Source organism: Desulfogranum aggregans (assembly GCF_055398265.1).
Window position 1 is genome coordinate 634,635 of the sequence record NZ_AP042447.1, and the last position, 16,556, is coordinate 651,190.

At 52.3% G+C, this 16,556-nt stretch carries 18 protein-coding genes; 15 read left to right on the top strand and 3 right to left on the bottom strand.

Features of this window, described 5'->3' with window-relative positions; genetic code table 11:
• Window positions 1-51 precede the first annotated feature (51 nt).
• Genes thiD through ACZ52Z_RS03015 form a run of 4 tightly spaced genes read left to right on the top strand, consistent with a single transcriptional unit; the run spans window position 52 to window position 3,354 of the window.
• Entirely contained in the window at window positions 52-873 is an 822-nt protein-coding gene (gene thiD / locus ACZ52Z_RS03000) for a bifunctional hydroxymethylpyrimidine kinase/phosphomethylpyrimidine kinase (RefSeq protein ID WP_464269283.1), read from the top strand.
• Between the two features lie 26 nt (window positions 874-899).
• A complete protein-coding gene (locus tag ACZ52Z_RS03005; protein ID WP_464269284.1) occupies window positions 900-1,652 on the top strand; it encodes an ABC transporter ATP-binding protein in 753 nt (250 codons plus the stop codon).
• Window positions 1,649-2,404, top strand: a complete 756-nt coding sequence (locus tag ACZ52Z_RS03010; protein ID WP_464269285.1) for an ABC transporter permease — start codon at window positions 1,649-1,651, stop codon at window positions 2,402-2,404. The genes ACZ52Z_RS03005 and ACZ52Z_RS03010 overlap by 4 nt, the downstream gene beginning before the upstream one ends.
• Window positions 2,401-3,354: an ABC transporter substrate-binding protein gene (locus tag ACZ52Z_RS03015; RefSeq protein ID WP_464269286.1), complete on the top strand. Its 954-nt coding sequence runs from the start codon at window positions 2,401-2,403 to the stop codon at window positions 3,352-3,354. The genes ACZ52Z_RS03010 and ACZ52Z_RS03015 overlap by 4 nt, the downstream gene beginning before the upstream one ends.
• A gap of 73 nt (window positions 3,355-3,427) precedes the next feature.
• Here ACZ52Z_RS03015 and ACZ52Z_RS03020 read toward each other — a convergent pair whose 3' ends face one another.
• Together ACZ52Z_RS03020 and ACZ52Z_RS03025 are read right to left on the bottom strand one after the other, a co-directional pair.
• On the bottom strand, window positions 3,428-4,291 hold the full coding sequence (locus ACZ52Z_RS03020; RefSeq protein ID WP_464269287.1) for a hypothetical protein: 864 nt from the start codon (window positions 4,289-4,291) through the stop codon (window positions 3,428-3,430).
• A 101-nt stretch (window positions 4,292-4,392) separates the two neighbouring features.
• Window positions 4,393-4,800, bottom strand: coding sequence for a C-GCAxxG-C-C family protein (locus ACZ52Z_RS03025; RefSeq protein WP_464270746.1), 408 nt, complete (start codon window positions 4,798-4,800; stop codon window positions 4,393-4,395).
• Window positions 4,801-5,090: 290 nt separating this feature from the next.
• Between ACZ52Z_RS03025 and ACZ52Z_RS03030 the strand changes: the two genes are divergently transcribed.
• The 3 genes from ACZ52Z_RS03030 to ACZ52Z_RS03040 are packed head-to-tail and all read left to right on the top strand — an operon-like array spanning window position 5,091 to window position 7,055.
• A complete protein-coding gene (locus ACZ52Z_RS03030; RefSeq protein ID WP_464269288.1) occupies window positions 5,091-5,735 on the top strand; it encodes a 3'-5' exonuclease in 645 nt (214 codons plus the stop codon).
• A 27-nt stretch (window positions 5,736-5,762) separates the two neighbouring features.
• Entirely contained in the window at window positions 5,763-6,062 is a 300-nt protein-coding gene (locus ACZ52Z_RS03035) for a transcriptional regulator (RefSeq protein WP_464269289.1), read from the top strand.
• Window positions 6,063-6,122: 60 nt separating this feature from the next.
• Entirely contained in the window at window positions 6,123-7,055 is a 933-nt protein-coding gene (locus ACZ52Z_RS03040; protein ID WP_464269290.1) for an AEC family transporter, read from the top strand.
• Between the two features lie 148 nt (window positions 7,056-7,203).
• Here ACZ52Z_RS03040 and ACZ52Z_RS03045 read toward each other — a convergent pair whose 3' ends face one another.
• On the bottom strand, window positions 7,204-7,590 hold the full coding sequence (locus tag ACZ52Z_RS03045; RefSeq protein ID WP_464269291.1) for a RidA family protein: 387 nt from the start codon (window positions 7,588-7,590) through the stop codon (window positions 7,204-7,206).
• Between the two features lie 257 nt (window positions 7,591-7,847).
• Between ACZ52Z_RS03045 and ACZ52Z_RS03050 the strand changes: the two genes are divergently transcribed.
• From ACZ52Z_RS03050 to ACZ52Z_RS03085, 8 genes are all read left to right on the top strand, one after another.
• Entirely contained in the window at window positions 7,848-8,432 is a 585-nt protein-coding gene (locus ACZ52Z_RS03050; protein WP_464269292.1) for a nicotinamidase, read from the top strand.
• Window positions 8,429-9,781: a nicotinate phosphoribosyltransferase gene (locus tag ACZ52Z_RS03055; RefSeq protein WP_464269293.1), complete on the top strand. Its 1,353-nt coding sequence runs from the start codon at window positions 8,429-8,431 to the stop codon at window positions 9,779-9,781. The genes ACZ52Z_RS03050 and ACZ52Z_RS03055 overlap by 4 nt, the downstream gene beginning before the upstream one ends.
• 129 nt (window positions 9,782-9,910) lie before the next feature.
• Window positions 9,911-10,636, top strand: a complete 726-nt coding sequence (locus tag ACZ52Z_RS03060; protein WP_464269294.1) for an NYN domain-containing protein — start codon at window positions 9,911-9,913, stop codon at window positions 10,634-10,636.
• A 7-nt stretch (window positions 10,637-10,643) separates the two neighbouring features.
• The gene (locus ACZ52Z_RS03065) at window positions 10,644-11,348 is read left to right on the top strand and encodes an aspartate/glutamate racemase family protein (RefSeq protein WP_464269295.1); all 705 of its coding nucleotides are present in this window, start codon (window positions 10,644-10,646) and stop codon (window positions 11,346-11,348) included.
• Window positions 11,349-11,411: 63 nt separating this feature from the next.
• Window positions 11,412-12,296 carry a DMT family transporter gene (locus ACZ52Z_RS03070; protein WP_464269296.1) on the top strand — a complete coding sequence of 295 codons (885 nt, stop codon included), beginning with the start codon at window positions 11,412-11,414 and terminating at the stop codon, window positions 12,294-12,296.
• Between the two features lie 290 nt (window positions 12,297-12,586).
• Window positions 12,587-12,946: a TusE/DsrC/DsvC family sulfur relay protein gene (locus ACZ52Z_RS03075; protein WP_464269297.1), complete on the top strand. Its 360-nt coding sequence runs from the start codon at window positions 12,587-12,589 to the stop codon at window positions 12,944-12,946.
• A 32-nt stretch (window positions 12,947-12,978) separates the two neighbouring features.
• On the top strand, window positions 12,979-13,233 hold the full coding sequence (locus tag ACZ52Z_RS03080; protein ID WP_464269298.1) for a hypothetical protein: 255 nt from the start codon (window positions 12,979-12,981) through the stop codon (window positions 13,231-13,233).
• A gap of 178 nt (window positions 13,234-13,411) precedes the next feature.
• Entirely contained in the window at window positions 13,412-16,447 is a 3,036-nt protein-coding gene (locus ACZ52Z_RS03085) for an ATP-binding protein (RefSeq protein ID WP_464269299.1), read from the top strand.
• The last annotated feature ends 109 nt before the right edge of the window (window positions 16,448-16,556 follow it).

Below are 16,556 nucleotides of genomic sequence, written 5' to 3' on the forward strand. Positions count from 1 at the left end.
CGGGTTCCCCTCTCGTTTCTAGACGGATCAATTCTTTCAGTACAATGGATTATGGACAACAAGAGTGAGAAAAAATATCAAAGAGTGTTGACCATCGCTGGCTCAGATAGCGGCGGTGGTGCCGGCATTCAGGCAGACCTGAAGACCTTTGCCGCCAATGGCTGTTACGGGCTCAGTGTGATTACTGCGCTGACCGCCCAGAATACGGTTGGTGTCAGCGGGATTCATCCTGTGCCAGTGGATTTTGTTCGCCAGCAGATGGAGGCCGTGCTTTCGGATATTGGCACTGATGCCGTCAAAATAGGAATGCTTTTCTCACCGGAGCTGATCCATACCGTTGCCGAGGTGCTCACGGCGTATGAGGTGAGCAACATTGTCCTTGACCCGGTCATGGTGGCAACCAGTGGCGATAAACTCCTCCAGGATGAGGCAATTGAGGCCTTGAAAATGACCTTGATTCCAATTGCCGATATTATCACCCCTAATTTGCCGGAAGCTTCAGTATTGCTAGATAGAGAGATGGTATCTCCAGACCGGATTGATCAAGCGGCCAGAAATATCTGCCGATTGGGATGCGGCAGTGTTTTGATCAAAGGGGGGCACCTCCAAGGGCAGGCCAGCGACGATTGCCTCTATCTCGGTGACAGCGACCAATTCCATTTTTTTCCTGCAAAACGGGTTGCCACGCGCAATACCCATGGTACCGGCTGTACCCTTTCATCGGCTATTGCCGCCAATATCGCCAAAGGCAACGATATCCTGGCAGCGGTGAAGAACGCAAAACACTACATTAGCGGTGCCATTGCCGCAGGGGCCGCATACACCATTGGTCGAGGACATGGTCCTGTCCATCACTTCTATCGTTTTTTTTAGCGCATCAGCTGATTGCTGTACCTGGAATGGAATATCGTGCCCGCAATGCTCCGCCTATTCATTTTCGCGAAATTTCTCTCGCTTGGGGGGGGGATGCACTTTTTCAGCGCTTCTCTCTCGACATTGAGGCGGGGAAATGCACCTGTATTCTCGGACCGAGCGGGTGCGGAAAATCGACCTTGCTGCGATTGGTCTCCGGATCACAATCCCTTGCTCACGAGGGGAAGGTACACATACAATCGCGTTCCCCTGCTGAAAGCAGCGTAGCCTGGATGAGTCAGGATGACTTGCTGCTGCCCTGGTTTTCGTTAATGGACAACGCGTTACTTGGCGCAAAGTTACGGGGTACCCTTTCAGCTGAAACCCGCAAGAGGGCACAGGAACTCATTGTCGCAGCCGGGCTTGCAGGGTACGAGCAGGCACTCCCGTCAACGCTCTCCGGTGGGATGCGCCAACGGACGGCCTTGCTGCGAACGCTGATGGAGGATCGCCCGATTCTTCTCATGGATGAGCCGTTTTCCGCTCTTGACGCACTGACGCGAATGCGGCTGCAGAACCTGTCTTCAACGCTTACCCGCGGTGCAACGGTGATGCTGGTGACCCATGACCCCATGGAAGCCCTGCGCATGGGTCATCGCATTGTTTTACTTTCCGGAAAGCCTACTCAGGTGAAGAGAATCATTCATCTTGTCGGAGAGCCCTACAGGGAAGCGGATGATCCGCAGGTGCAGGAACATTTCAGTGCTATCCTCCACGAACTCATGGACGAAGAGCAATGAAGAAAGGGGGAAGGCTGTTGCTGCTCACGTGCTGGTTGCTCCTGGCCTGGCAACTGGTTGTCTTGCTCACTGATGTGCCTCACTATATCCTGCCCGGGCCTGCCTGCGTACTTCAGGCGATAATACAGCATGCCCCGGTGCTTGGGCGACATCTGCTAACAACAGCGACGGAAATACTTATTGGCTTTATTCTCGGTACCCTGCTTGGAACAGGAACGGCGCTGACCATGTTCCTTTCGCCATTTATTAAACGCTGGTTATTGCCGGTACTGATCGTCAGTCAGGCCATTCCCGTCTTTGCCCTGGCGCCTCTTCTTGTCTTGTGGTTGGGCTACGGCATGGCATCCAAAGTTGCCATGGCCGTGCTGATTATCTATTTTCCGGTTACAGCCTCTTTTTATTACGGGATGCAGCGCACCAACCCTGATTTACTTGAACTGGCGAGAATAATGAATGCCCGTCCGCTTGCCGTTCTGCGATGTATCGTCATCCCTTCCGCTTTACCGGCCTTTGGCTCAGGAATAAGGGTCGCCATCGCCGTGGCCCCCATTGGAGCCATTGTCGGAGAGTGGGTCGGTTCAAGCAGCGGGCTGGGATACTATATGCTGCATGCCAATGCTCGCATGCAGATTGATGTGATGTTTGCGGCGTTGACGGTGCTTGCCGTCATTGCCCTGTCATTTTATTTTTTGGTCGATTTTCTCATGGAGAGGATCGTGTATTGGGAATCAGCGCGGGAGAGAATGGAATGAAAAGAATGCGGTTGAAGATCATGATACTACTCTGTGCCGGTATATTGGGATCCGGTGCGACAGTGACGGCCAAGGAAAAGGTCACTGTTCTTTTGGACTGGTTTGTCAATCCTGACCATGCACCGCTGTTTGTTGCCCAGGAAATGGGGTATTTTGCAGAAAAAGGATTGGAAGTGGAGATGATCGCCCCATCCAACCCCAATGATCCGCCTAAACTGGTGGCTGCCGGAAAGGCTGATATCGCAGTTTCCTATCAGCATCAACACCAGATGCAGGTAGATCAGGGCTTGCCGCTGGTGCGCATCGGAACCATCATTGCCACCCCGCTCAATTCACTGGTTGTCATTGAGGACGGACCTATCAACTCAATGGCCGACCTGAAAGGAAAGACTATCGGCTATTCGGTTGGTGGATTTGAAACGGTTTTGCTCAAGGTAATGCTCGAGCGTGCGGGGCTGACCCTTGCCGACGTCAAGCTGGTGAATGTCAACTTTTCCCTCTCACCCTCCCTCTTTTCCGGTCAGGCCGACGGAGTGATCGGTGCCTTCAGGAATTTTGAGTTGAATCAGATGGCCATCGAGAAACGGCCCGGTCGGGCGTTTTTTGTCGAGGAGTTTGGTATTCCCGCCTACGATGAGCTGATTTTGGTGACAAATAAGAAAAACATAGCTCAGCAGAAACTGCGACGGTTTATTGATGCTCTGGAAATGGGCGTTCAATACCTGGTGAATCATCCTGAGGAGAGCTGGCAGCTGTTTATTCGGGGCGAACGTAAAAACCTGGATGATGAACTCAACCGCAGGGCCTGGCGCGATACCCTGCCGCGATTTGCCCTTCGCCCGGGTGCGCTGGATAACAACCGCTATAGGCGGTTTGCCGAATTCTTGAAAGCGCAGGGGACGGTGACCAACGTTCCCCCCCTGCAGGAGTGGGCGATCGAACTGCAATAGGCAAGTACATTGCTGCTGCCGGCCGGGTGCCTCTGCACAGTGGCAACCGGCCGATGACTCTTGTTTTTCTCCTTCAATCTGCTGAGGCTGATTGGTGGAGAAAGGTTGCTTTGGACTGCTTCTCCATAAGCAGGATACACTGGCGTATTGCCTGACGGTTTTCCTGCCATGCAGCATAATCCGGGGTACGGAGAAGAAGCCCGTACAACTTGAGCACATGTTCAAGCCCGAACCATGTATCCAGCTGTTCGGCGGGAAAATTTTCATCCACTGCTGAAGGCTCAGGCTCCTGCTGGTAGAACGCGAGCACCCCGAAATAGAGCGCGAGTTCTTCCAGAAAAACCCAGAAAATTTCGCGCAGTGCCGGTACGGAGTCGGCCGCGGTTAACTCGCCCAGGCTGCGATGGAGGCCGTGATCATCAATGGAAATGCCCTCAAACTGGTATCGCCCGTCCGGCGGCGGATCCTCTCCGTTTTTTTCATGCCACAGCATAAGGGAAAACGTCCGTGTACTGATTTTCTTTGCCTGAAAGATGGACCACAGGAGCATTTCATAGTAATAGCGCTCAATCATCTTTTCCTGGGAAAAGGTGTACAGGTGACCGTTATCTTTGAAGTATTGAGAGAAGTTGCACAGGTGGATCAACTCGCCGGTAATGGCGTGAACGTAGGATATCCCGTGTATCTTCTCCTGGTTGACCAGTACCTTATGGGTTGCGGTCTTGGCATTGGGAAAGACAACGGTGGCGCTGGGATTTTCCGTGCCAAGCGTCCTTTCCGGGTCAAGAAACTGTTCGCATTCACTCAGGTAATTTTCGGTCTTTATAACCGGTAAGTCGTTGGGAATATATGATGTATCAAGTTCTTTTTTTGACGTGAAAGTAAGCGCTTTCTTTATTGTGTTGATTTCTTTATCAGAGAAATTAAAAAATTCCATGAGCTTCCTCGTTCGACCACTGGATGCATTGTCATCTCATGCACCCCTCTTTCTTTCCGGTTATGCTTCTGTGTCAGTGGCTTAAAATAGTATCCCAGGGGTTACCTCGCCTCTCGGGCTGTCTCCTGTTCAAGTAATTCTCCCAGCACACAGGCGGTGTCCCCGACCAGTTGAATGCAGATTTGGCGGCGACTCTCCGGGTCCTTGTAGAATGTCCGCGCCTGCTCCCTGTCCTGCCAGTTCACCCTGGCAATGTCCTTGCAGTGTATTCCACCATGTACTTGACAGAGTTCGGCGAACCTGTCCATAAAGAGATGGCTCAACTTCCACATGCGTGGATTTTCCTTCTCTTGCAGGTTGCTGCGGCTATACAGGCTCGAAATAACGGCAACTCCGGCCAACAGGGCGCCGCATACATTGGCCGAGCCACCGATACCGCCCCCGAAAGCACCAAACGCCCTGATGACCTCGGGCTCATCTTTTCCCAGTTTTTCCAGACCCACGGCCAGGACGGCCTGGCTTCAATGCATGCGTTGGCTGTAGAGCGCACTCGCTTTTTCTCTCATGTCTTCCGGGGTCATTTTTCCTCCATGGTAGTTTTTTTAAAAATTTTGGAACACTACCCTATTTTATCGAAAAAGTGTATGGAATACACGGTTGGTGGTCGCAGGCAGGGGAAAATATCACAAGACAACATCGCCTTGGTAGTTTACATCATTGACCCAGGGCCGACTGGTGCGGGTGCGGGGACCCTGACCCGGGAGACTTTTCTTACGCAAGCCAACAGCAGGATCCTATTATGCGCGAAGAGGACGTTATTGTTTTTGATTTCGAAACCACCGGAGGGTCGCCCAGATTGGGTGATCGGCCCATTGAAATAGGAGCGGTTCGAATAGAAAACAGGATAATTGTTGATCGGTTTCAACGGCTAATGAATCCGGGCTTTACCATTACTTCCTTTATCGAATCCCTGACCGGGATCGCCAACGAGCAGGTGGCGGCCGCCCCTCCGTGCGAGGAGGTGATGGAGGAGTTCGTAGCATTTATGGGCACTACCGCCCTGGTTGCCCATAATGCCGCCTTTGACCGTCAATTTCTTGATTGGGAGCTGGAAAATCTCAATCGCTGGCGGGAAAACAGCTTAGCCTGTTCTATGCTCATCAGCAGGAGGGTGTATCCCGGTGCCCCTAATCATAAGCTCAGCTCACTGGTCGATTTTTGCGGTCTGCCCTCGAACAATGTCTATCATCGTGCCCTTGAGGATGCCGAGAAAACGGCATACCTGTGGGTTGCCATGTGTGATGCACTCGAAGAACAGTATGGTCTACAAAGGGTGCCGTTCAGCCTGATGGCAACACTGCAGAAGATGCGGCGACAACAGGTGCCAGCTTTTCTTCAACAGGCTGCACTCAGGCAGCGAAGCAGCCTGTTTGACGGTGGCTGAGCTCATCACTACTCATCGAGGCGGTATATGACCATGGAAAATATGACCGTTAGACAACAGATCAGGGAGCTGCTTGGGGCCGGGCCGATAAGCGCACGGGAAATTTCCCAGGAGGTGCATATCAGCGAGAAGGAGGTCTATGAACACCTGGAGCACCTTCAGCGTTCGCTAGCCGCCAGTAACAAGACCCTGCAGCTGCACCCGCCGGTCTGCCTCCATTGCGGGTATGTTTTTCATGAGCGGAAGCGGCTAAAGCCTCCAGGAAACTGCCCGAAATGCCGGAATACCCGCATTCGAAGGCCGTTGTACTCAATCTCTTCCTCTTAACGGGCCATCGTTCGTCCGTCCCGGTTTGCACCTTCAATCTTAACGTACGAGGCATGCGTCATGATGGTTCTCAACGCGCTTTTTCCTGTTTTTGTTCTCATCCTCGCTGGAGCCGGACTGCACAGGATGCGCTTTCTTGATGCGGCATTTTTTCGCAGCAGTGACCGCTTTGTATACAATGTGCTTTTCCCGGTCCTGCTGTTTTGGAAAATTGGTGGATCGCCCCTGGTCCCTGCCAGCGATCTGCGTTACCTGGTGGCGGTGGGAGGGGCCGTGGGAACGGTTTTTTTGCTCAGTTTGCTCTACATCAAACTTGCGAGGGTGGATGCATTTAAAGCCGGATCATTCAACCAGAGCTGTTACCGGTTCAACACCTACATAGGCATGGCGGTAGTCATTAACCTGTTTGGAGAGAAGGGGATTCAACTTTTCGGCATTCTCATCGGTCTGGTTATTCCGGTGATCAACGTGCTCTCGGTGACCGTGCTGATCTGGTATTCGGGTAAAGATGAAAATATTGCAGATAAAGTTGTCGCAACGTTGAAAAGCCTGCTGGTCAATCCGCTGATCATCGGTTGTTTGTGCGGCTTGCTCTATGCTGGATTCATTGGCGGGTTTCCTACATATGTCGGTAATTCGCTTCAGTTGTTGGCCTCAACGACCCTGCCGCTGGCACTGCTGTCCATCGGGGGGTCGCTGACCTTCCACGGTGTACGGGAAAATTTCGGCTTGGCACTGGTGGGTGCCGCCCTGAAACTGGTGGCGTTGCCGCTCATCGGCGTGGTGTTTCTCGCTTTGCTTGGCGTTTCCGGCGCGGCATGGCAGGTAAGCCTGCTCTATTTTTCTCTCCCCACTTCGACAGCCATTTATGTGCTCTCATCCCAGCTGCACTCGGATACGGACTTGGCCTCTGCAGCTATTGTTGTATCAACCTGCTGCGCCTTTGTGACCATGTCGCTGGCTATTTTTCTGATTACGGTGGTTTCACCATAGGTTTCTCCTGTACGGCCGGCAGCAACGGCATGACTCAAGGATTCCCTGTCTCTGAGGTGTCACGAACTGCAGGAGAGCATGGAGCAGCCAGGGCGATTTCTTGCCCACTCTGGACGTTTCTGCACGTACTCCTCGCGTTCAGGCTGCTCTATGACTGGAGGACGGCAATGGCGTCAATTTCAATCAGCACATCCTTGGGCAGCCTGGCCACCTCAACACAGGATCGTGCTGGTGGTTGATCAGGAAAATACTGGGCGTAGACGTCGTTAAAGCGGGAAAAATTATCCATGTCGCTGAGATAGCAAGTCGTTTTCACCACTGAAGCGGTAGTCGCGCCGGCTGCGGTAAGTACCTGGACCAGATTATCGAGTACCTGCCTGCTTTGTTCATCTATGGTGCTGCCATTAATTGTGCCGGTATCCGGATCAAGGGCGATCTGACCGGAAGTAAAAAGGAAGTTGCCAACCGAGACAGCCTGAGCGTAGGGGCCGATGGCTGCGGGTGCGGCAGCCGTGGAAACGATGGTTTTGTCCATGGGTGTTCTCTCCTGCGGATGATGAATGGAATCGCTTGAAACCGGTCAAGGTAATTGTTTGCCTTTTCCTGGTTGGTTACTTAACCAACGTATGCATGAACCGTCGAAAGGTATACCCTTGGTATGGGCATCACGTTTTTTTACGGCAATAAATTACAACTGGTTGACACACCCTCACCATCCTTTTAGGGTACGTATCCAAAAGGATGGTGAGGGGTGGGTTACCTGCCGCTAGGCGCTACTTTTTGGAGGACGTGATGAAATTCCTGTTGCAGCCCACAGATGCACTGCTGCTCGTTGATGTACAGAATGATTTTCTTGGTGGCGGCAGCCTTGCCGTTCCTGATGCCGATGCAATTCTGCCAGTGATCACGGCCTATATCGAGCTGTTCAGCCGCCGTGCACTTCCTCTTATCGCCACACGTGATTGGCACCCCACCAACCACTGCTCGTTCGTAGATAATGGTGGGCAGTGGCCGCCTCACTGTGTTGCCGACACACCTGGAGCGGCATTTGCCAAAGACCTGCCGCTGCCGACCTCGTGCCATATTGTTTCCAAAGCCACTACGGCAGACCACGAAGCCTATTCCGGATTTGAAAGGACAGACCTTGCTGCTTATCTCCGCCAGCAAAACATTCAGCGATTATTTGTCTGTGGACTGGCCACTGATTACTGCGTGCTGCAGACGGTCATTGATGCACGGAAAAACGGATTCGAAGTGGTCCTTCTTGAGGATGCTGTCCGGGCGGTGGATGTTTCAGCCGGAGACGGGATTCGTGCCATCGGGCAGATGCGTGAGCGTGGTGCGCGCACCGCAACTTTGGCCGACGTGCAGCCATGATGACCCACTCACCACTCTTTACCGACCTGTATCAGTTTACCATGATGCAAGGGTATTTTGATCAGCAGATGGAGCAGGAAGCGGTATTTGAATTTTTCGTTCGCCGACTGCCGGCGCAGCGTAATTTTCTGATTGCAGCAGGACTTGATCAGGTTGTCGACTACCTCACGGGATTGGCTTTTACCGCCAGTGACATCGAGTATTTACGATCCACAGGCTTTTTTCACGATCGATTTCTTCAGCATCTCCAACAGGTAACTTTCACTGGAGATGTCCACGCTATTCCCGAAGGCAGCATTGTCTTTGCCGATGAACCGCTTTTGCGGGTTACTGCGCCGTTGCCGGTGGCACAACTGGTGGAGACCCGCATCATCAATCTGTTGATGTTTCAAACCATGATCGCTTCCAAGGCGGTCCGCATGCGATTGGCGGCACCTGAGGCCGTCCTTATCGATTTCGGACTCCGGCGGGCCCATGGTGAGGAGGCTGGGGTATTGGCCGCCCGGGCCGGTTTCCTGGGAGGGTTGGATGGCACTGCAACCGTGCAGGCTGGACAGTTTTTCGGGATTCCCCTGTTCGGTACCATGGCCCACTCCTTTGTTCAAGCCCATGACTCGGAAAGCGAGGCTTTTCTGCACTTTGCCACCAGCCAGCCCAAAAACGTCGTATTGCTTATCGACACCTATGACACCGAAAAGGGTGCCAAAAAGGTGGTTGCTTTGGCCGCTGAACTGCGAGAGAAAAATATTAACATCAAGGGCGTGCGCATTGACAGCGGTGACCTGGCAAGTTCTGCGCACAGGGTTCGTTCCATTTTAGACAACGGCGGACTTGCCGACACAAAAATATTTTTGAGCAGCAGCCTGGATGAATATGCCATCTCCTCCCTGACTGAGGCCGCCGCCCCTGTTGATGGATATGGTATCGGTACACGGATGATCACTTCTTCCGACTATCCCTACCTCGATTGCGCGTACAAGCTGGTGGAATATGCAGGAAAGGGGCGGCGAAAGCGTTCTGCCTCCAAGCAAACGTGGCCTGGCCGTAAACAGGTGTATCGACAGTATAACGAACAGGGTCTATTGACGAGGGACACCTTGACCATTGAGAGCGATCATCTACCGGGAAAACCACTCCTTGAGCCTGTCATCGAAAGAGGGAAGTGCACAGGCAACCGGCCACCCCTTGCAGCGATCAGAAATCATGCGCTGTCTGAACTGGCGACCCTGCCAGAACCATTTCGACAGCTTGAAGCCTCTGTCGATCATACCCTTGCAATTTCACCGGCCCTGCGTGCATTGACTGCTAGCGTTGATGCGGCTCAGGCCGAGGCGGAAAAAGCGGGATAACACCTTCAGGTGAGTGAAAGCTTGTTTTTGCCGCTCAAGTACTGATGCTATGTTTATCATTACCCGTAAGAGGTCGTCGGTCAACGCCCGGCCGGCCGAGGGCCTGTGCGGAGAATTACGGAGGGAATTTTGAAAAATGACAGACGCATTGCGCTGTTGATTGACTGCGATAATGTCAGTCATCGTTCGGTGGAGGGAGTGCTGGAGGAGTTGGCCAGGTATGGGACGGTCAATGTTCGTCACGCCCACGGTGACTGGAAAAGTGATTTACTTTCCGGATGGATCGAGAAGCTGCACCCACATGCCATTCGTCCGGTTCAACAGTTTGCCTATACAACCGGTAAAAATGCCACTGATGCTGCCATGATCATCGATGCCATGGACCTGTTGTACAGCGGCAGCATTGATGCCTTTGCCCTGATGACCAGCGACAGTGACTTTACTCCGCTGGTGTTGCGTATCCTGGAAAGCGGTCTGCCCGTGTATGGATTCGGGGAAAAAAAGACGCCGCTTCCCTTTGTCCATGCCTGCTCACAGTTTATTTACACCGAAAACCTGGAAAGTGAGGGGGAAGAGCGGGAAGCAGAGAAAAAGACTGTCACCAAAAAAACACGCAATGAACTGCGGGGTGATTCCGGGCTTGTTCGCCTGCTGAGAACGGCTGTTGAACAGACGTCCGATGAAGACGGATGGTCTTCGCTGAGCAGTGTGGGTAAATTCATTTCCAATAACAGTTCCTTTTCGCCGATTAATTACGGGTACAAAAAAATGAGTGACCTGATTCGAGCCAGTGAACTGTTTGACATCTCCATCAGAAAAAAGAACACCATCTTTATTAAAGACATCAGGCAATAGGAGGAACATGCGAACTATCGGCCTGTTGGGAGGCATGAGTTGGGAGAGTACGCTTGCCTACTATCGGATTATCAACAGCTGCGTAAAAAGTCGTCTGGGCGGCCTGCACTCAGCCCAGGTTGTCCTCTACAGTGTTGATTTTGATCCGCTGGAGCGAGCCCAGCACCGCGGTGACTGGGGGCAAGTAGCTGGTATACTCACCGCTGCGGCACGCAAGGTTGAAGCGGGAGGAGCCGACTTCCTGCTCATATGTACCAACACCATGCATAAGGTGGCAGCAGAGGTTGAGGCTGCGGTGAATATCCCGCTTCTGCATATTGCCGATGCCACAGCAGTAGCGCTCCAGCAAGATGGTATAGAGCGGGTCGGGCTGCTGGGAACAGCGTTCACCATGGAGCAGGATTTCTATCGGGCTCGATTGGAGGACAAGTATGGACTCCAGGTTATGCTACCCGGCCTGGAAGACAGGCAGGATGTGCACACCGTGATTTACACAGAACTCTGCCAGGGAATTATCAGCGAAGGTTCCAGGAAAAAGTATTTGGACATTGTCGGGGCATTGGCAGCTGCAGGTGCAGAGGCAGTAATTCTTGGATGCACTGAAATAGGAATGCTGATCAGCCAGGCGGACACCTCCGTGCGTCTCTATGATACCACGGCCATTCACGCAGAAGGCCCTGTCTCAATGGCCCTGACAGCGCCGCCGATATGAGCAGGGTGCGGGTATGCCGATAACCGGGAGCGGGCTATTGCCGAACAGCCGGCCAGGGGTGCAATGATCAGCCGGCCAGCAGGCTTGCTTTCCATTCATTCGGCGGTCTTTTTTTTCGGTATGGCGGGACTGTTCGGTAAGTTTCTTGCCAACGAGCCGATGGTGATTGTCTTTGGCCGAACATTTTTTGCTACGGCTGCACTGATTGTCGCCCTGGTTCTGCTGAAGGTTGAGATTCGTCTGCACCGTTGGCGTGAACTCGGCGGCTTTTTCCTTATGGGTGGAATCCTTGCCGTTCACTGGGTGAGCTTTTTTCATTCCATTCAACTGGCTTCGGTGGCCATCGGATTACTCACTTTTTCCACCTTTCCCCTTTTTGTCACGTTTCTTGAACCGCTGTTTTTTAAAGAACGCCTGCGCCGGCGCGATATACTCCGTGCCATCGGCGTATTTGCTGGCCTGGTACTGGTGGTGCCGGACCTGGACATGAGCAATGCCGCGACTGAAGGAGCACTCTGGGGTATCCTCTCCGGTTTCACTTTTGCCCTGCTTGCACTCTTTAACAGACGCTATGTGGCAGTGTATTCACCGCTGACCATTGCCCTGTACCAGGATGGTATTGCCTGTATGGTCCTGCTGCCGTTTGCTGCGCCGCTCCTCTCGACGGTGACGGCAAAGGAGTTGCTTTTGCTCTCCCTGCTCGGAATTGTTTTTACTGCTATAGCCCATGTCCTCTTCATTCGCGGGATGTCTGTGGTCAGGGCACAGCTGGCGAGTCTTATCTCCTGCATGGAGCCGGTTTACGGTATTGTTTTCGCCCTGTTTCTGCTCGGAGAGAAACCCTCCTTAAAAGAGCTCCTTGGCGGTTGCATCATCCTCGGTATAGTGGCGGCCACCACCATCCGCTCCGGAAAAGTATCTACCCTGTCCACGTCAACTGACAACTGATTTCAGCGCTCTTTGGTTGTAAAAGTTTCACATGTCCTTACTTTTTCACTTAGGGAAAAACAGAACATACAGTCAGACAGTTCAACAAAGGGTAAGGCTGGTTGTTGTGCAAATGTTTTTGTTCTGTTTACCCTGCACAACAAAGCTGGAGTAGGACAAAACCGGCACTGAGTGTAAAATAAGGCAGTATGCTGCACCTTTGCACATTTTTCCCGACGGATGTCCCTCCCCACCCGATCCCGTGTTGAACGAGCTGTCGCTGAAGAGCGATATGACAATGGAGGTAAACCATGGGTTCTGCACCAGATAAAAATACTGATGTCGCTTTTGACAGTGAAGGTTTTCTTCTTCACAAAGAAGCATGGAACGAGGATGTTGCTCGTCGGATAGCAGCCAATGAAGGACTGGATGACCTGAGCGAAGAACAGATGGAAATCATCAGTTTTATGCGCAGGTACTATACTAAATACAAAGTGTTCCCCATACTCAATAACGTCTGTAAAGTAGTGCATCAGCCCAAGCACTGCGTCAATGAGCAGTTTATTAATCCGGAATTGGCCTGGAAGATTGCCGGCCTGCCAAAGCAGGAGGGGTTTCACTTTATCACGCTGGATGGCGGGAAAAGCTATAGGATGGAGTCCTGCTGCTAATCAGGTCGTGAGGCTTTACTGGAGGTAGCATTATGCATTCAAGTCAAGAAATCTGTGAACGAATAACGGCAATGTATCCGGACATCGGCAAATGCGGTGCTGAACTCAATGTATCGTTTGACGAGCCCAGCAACGCCTGGGTTGTGCACATGCGGAAAGGTCAGCATGAGCTGAAGCATTTTCTTGAGATCAGCGATGCAGAGGATTGCCTGCAGGGCCAGCAATGTGTTTCCCTTGGGCTGGATATTGCCCAGATGCTGCATCACATCAAGGAGGAACAGTTCTAAGGTAATATTCTTATTACATATCATTGGCTTGTGTCGACACTTCCCTTGAAATGGGAGCGAACATCGGCTATGTCATGAAGGTGAACTTATCTGCCCGAACGGGAACGGGTGTGGGGGCACCAGGCACCCACACTCCATACCTTCAGAATCAGCATGGTGTACGTTTCTTAGCAGGAGAATGGTCGGTAAAAGCACACAACAGCCTCAGACAGCAGGCAGGGTAAAGGGTTCCATTCGCAGGAATCTGGCTTTGGTCGTGTTTACGGCCATTATCCCTGCACTGCTGCTAATGGTCTATTCCGGAATCGAGCAGCGCCGAGGTTCCATTGATTCTGCCAAGCAGGATGTGCTGCTCCTCAGTAGGACGCTTGCCGAGATACACCTGCGCAATGCGAGTGCCGCACAACAGATGCTGGTGACACTCTCCCTCCTGCAGGAGGTTCATTCGTCTGACTTGCAAAAGTGTACGTCCATCTTTCAATCGCTGTGTGCGAAGTACCCCCAGTTTCTCAATATTGCTCTTTCCTCTGCCTCAGGGCAGGTATTGGCTGCCGCCAATCCATTTTCTCCCGGTACCACCCTCGGCGACCGTAAACATGTTCAAGAAGCGCTGGAAAAAAAACGGTTTACTGCCGGTGAATTTATAGTCAGCAAATTCGCGCCGAAATTGCCTGCTTTTCCGTTTGCATACCCGGTGCTGGATAGTGAGGGACAGGTCAAGTCCGTCCTGACGACGGCTATTAATCTGAGCGGTATCGGTCGGTTTCACGACATTTCCAATTTACCTGAATTGTCGTTTATCGCGGTGACCGACCATCAGGGCATCAGGCTGTTTTATTATCCTGCAAACCCCGCTACCAATCCCATTGGCAGTCCGATCAATCCTGCATCGTGGAATATGGTTGACCAGGAGGCAGACAGCGGTATTTTCATCGGTCAGGGATCAGATGGCATTCGACGTATTTTTGCCTATCAGCGGGTGTCCCTTACTACGTATGAAGACCCTAATATTTATCTGTGGGCAGCTGTGCCTGAGGAGAAAATCATTGCCCCTGCCAATGCCGGAGCAAATAGGAATCTCATCGTTTTATCCCTAACAGGTCTGGCATCCCTGTTGGTTGCTTATCGTATAGGATCGATAACCCTTGTAAAGCCAATTAACCGCCTGTTGAGCCTGACCAAACGATTTGCCGAGGGCAGTTTAACCCTGGACCAGCGACCGCAAGTGAGCGCAGATGAGCTGGGTACGCTCACCCAATCTTTTTACCACATGGCCGACAGCCTTTCCGCCAGTCAAAAAAATCTGCAGGAAAACGAAGCGCGATTTCGCTTGCTCCTCGACAGCCTTGATGCGCTCATTTATGTGGCCGATATCGCCACCGATAAAGTGCTTTTTATCAATAAACAGGGAAAAAATATTTTTGGCGATATTACTGGAGAGATTTGTTGGAAGGCCCTGCAGATTGGGCAAAACGGGCCATGTGCGTTTTGTAGCAACCGATTGTTGCTCAACAGCGACGGAACACCCGGAAAAGTCCACACCTGGGAGTATACCAATCCGAAAACAGGATCGACCTATTACATTCACGACCGGGCGATTTACTGGGTTGATGGTCGGGTGGTCAGGCTGGAGGTAGCGGTTGATATAACCCAAAGGATGAAGGCAGAAGCGCACCTGGCAGAAGAAAAGGAGCGATTGGCAGTTACCATGCAAAGCATTGGTGATGGGATTATCACCACCGATGCTGAAGGAAAGGTCGTGCTGCTTAATCAGGCTGCCGAGAGCATGACCGGCTGGAGCCAAAGCGAGGCCAGGGGATTGCCTCTTGACAGGGTCTTCACCCTGGTAGACGAACAAAACCAGCAGGCCGTCGGCAGTGTGTATTTACGGGTGAAGAAAACCGGAACGGTTCAGGGCCCTACGGCCAATGCCTTGCTTGTGGCACGAACCGGGGACCGAATCAATGTTGCAGAAAGCTGTTCGCCGATCCTCGATCCACAGGGAGGGCATGTGGGCGTTGTCCTGGTATTTCGCAACATCAGTGAGGAGCTGCGAACCGAAAAAGAACTGCTACGCATGCAAAAATTGGAATCCCTCGGGGTGTTGGCTGGAGGCATAGCTCATGATTTTAACAACATCCTTGCTGCCATTCTCGGTAACATCAACCTGGCGTTGTTGGATAAAGGGCTGGTGGAATCCACTCGAACATTGATGCAGGATGCAGAAAACGCAACCGTCAGAGCCCGTCGTCTCACCCAGCAGCTGCTCACCTTTGCCAAGGGTGGCGAACCGGTAAAGGAAACCGCTTCGCTGAAAAAAGTTATTACCGACTCTGCTGACTTTGTGCTCCACGGTGATTCCGTTGCGTGCGAGTACGCCATTGCCGATGATCTCTGGCTCACTGCAGTGGATACCGGTCAGATCAGCCAGGTCGTGCATAACATGGTGCTGAATGCCAGCCAGGCCATGCCCGAAGGCGGGACCATACGCATCACGGCGGAAAATGTGTACCGTGAGCAGGAACAATCCCTCTCACTGGCTCATGAACAATACGTCAAGGTCGTTATCCAGGATAGCGGTACCGGCATACCGGCAGCATATGTCGATACAATTTTTGATCCCTACTTTACCACCAAAAATGAGGGAAACGGGCTTGGACTGGCTATTGCCCAGTCCATCATCACCAAGCATGAGGGACTTATCGAGGTGACATCCGTGCCTGGTCAGGGAACGACATTCAGTATTTACCTGCCTGCCAGTGCCGACGATCGTCCCGTCCATAAGGCTGTTGATGCGCCCGGCCATCAGCCATCCGCACTCCGGATCCTGCTCATGGATGATGATCCTCTGGTGCGTTCCATGATCGAAAGCATGCTTCATCATCTGGGCCATGAGGTTGTTGTCACCGGTGGGAGCGATGAGGCTGTCTCAGTCTTTGCATCTGCTCTGCTTAACGGTGCCCCTTTTGACCTGGTCATCCTGGATCTTACCATCCCGGGCGGTATCGGCGGCAGGGAAACAGCCCAGCGTCTCCTTCGGCTCGCCCCTGACAGCAAACTGATTGTTTCCAGTGGGTATTCAACAGACCCTATTATGTCCGAGTATGCAGCGCACGGTTTTTGTGCGGCACTTGCTAAACCGTTTGTATTGAATGATGTGAAAGCGGCCATCCATCAAGCGTTCTTAGAGCTGCACCCGACACACGCCCAGTGAAAGAAAAAGGGCCACAGGTGAGGGGCATTCCCTCTATTCATGCAGGAGGATATCGAGGATACTGTGGAACTCCACCTCAGTATAGTGCAAGAAGCGTCTACCGAAGAAT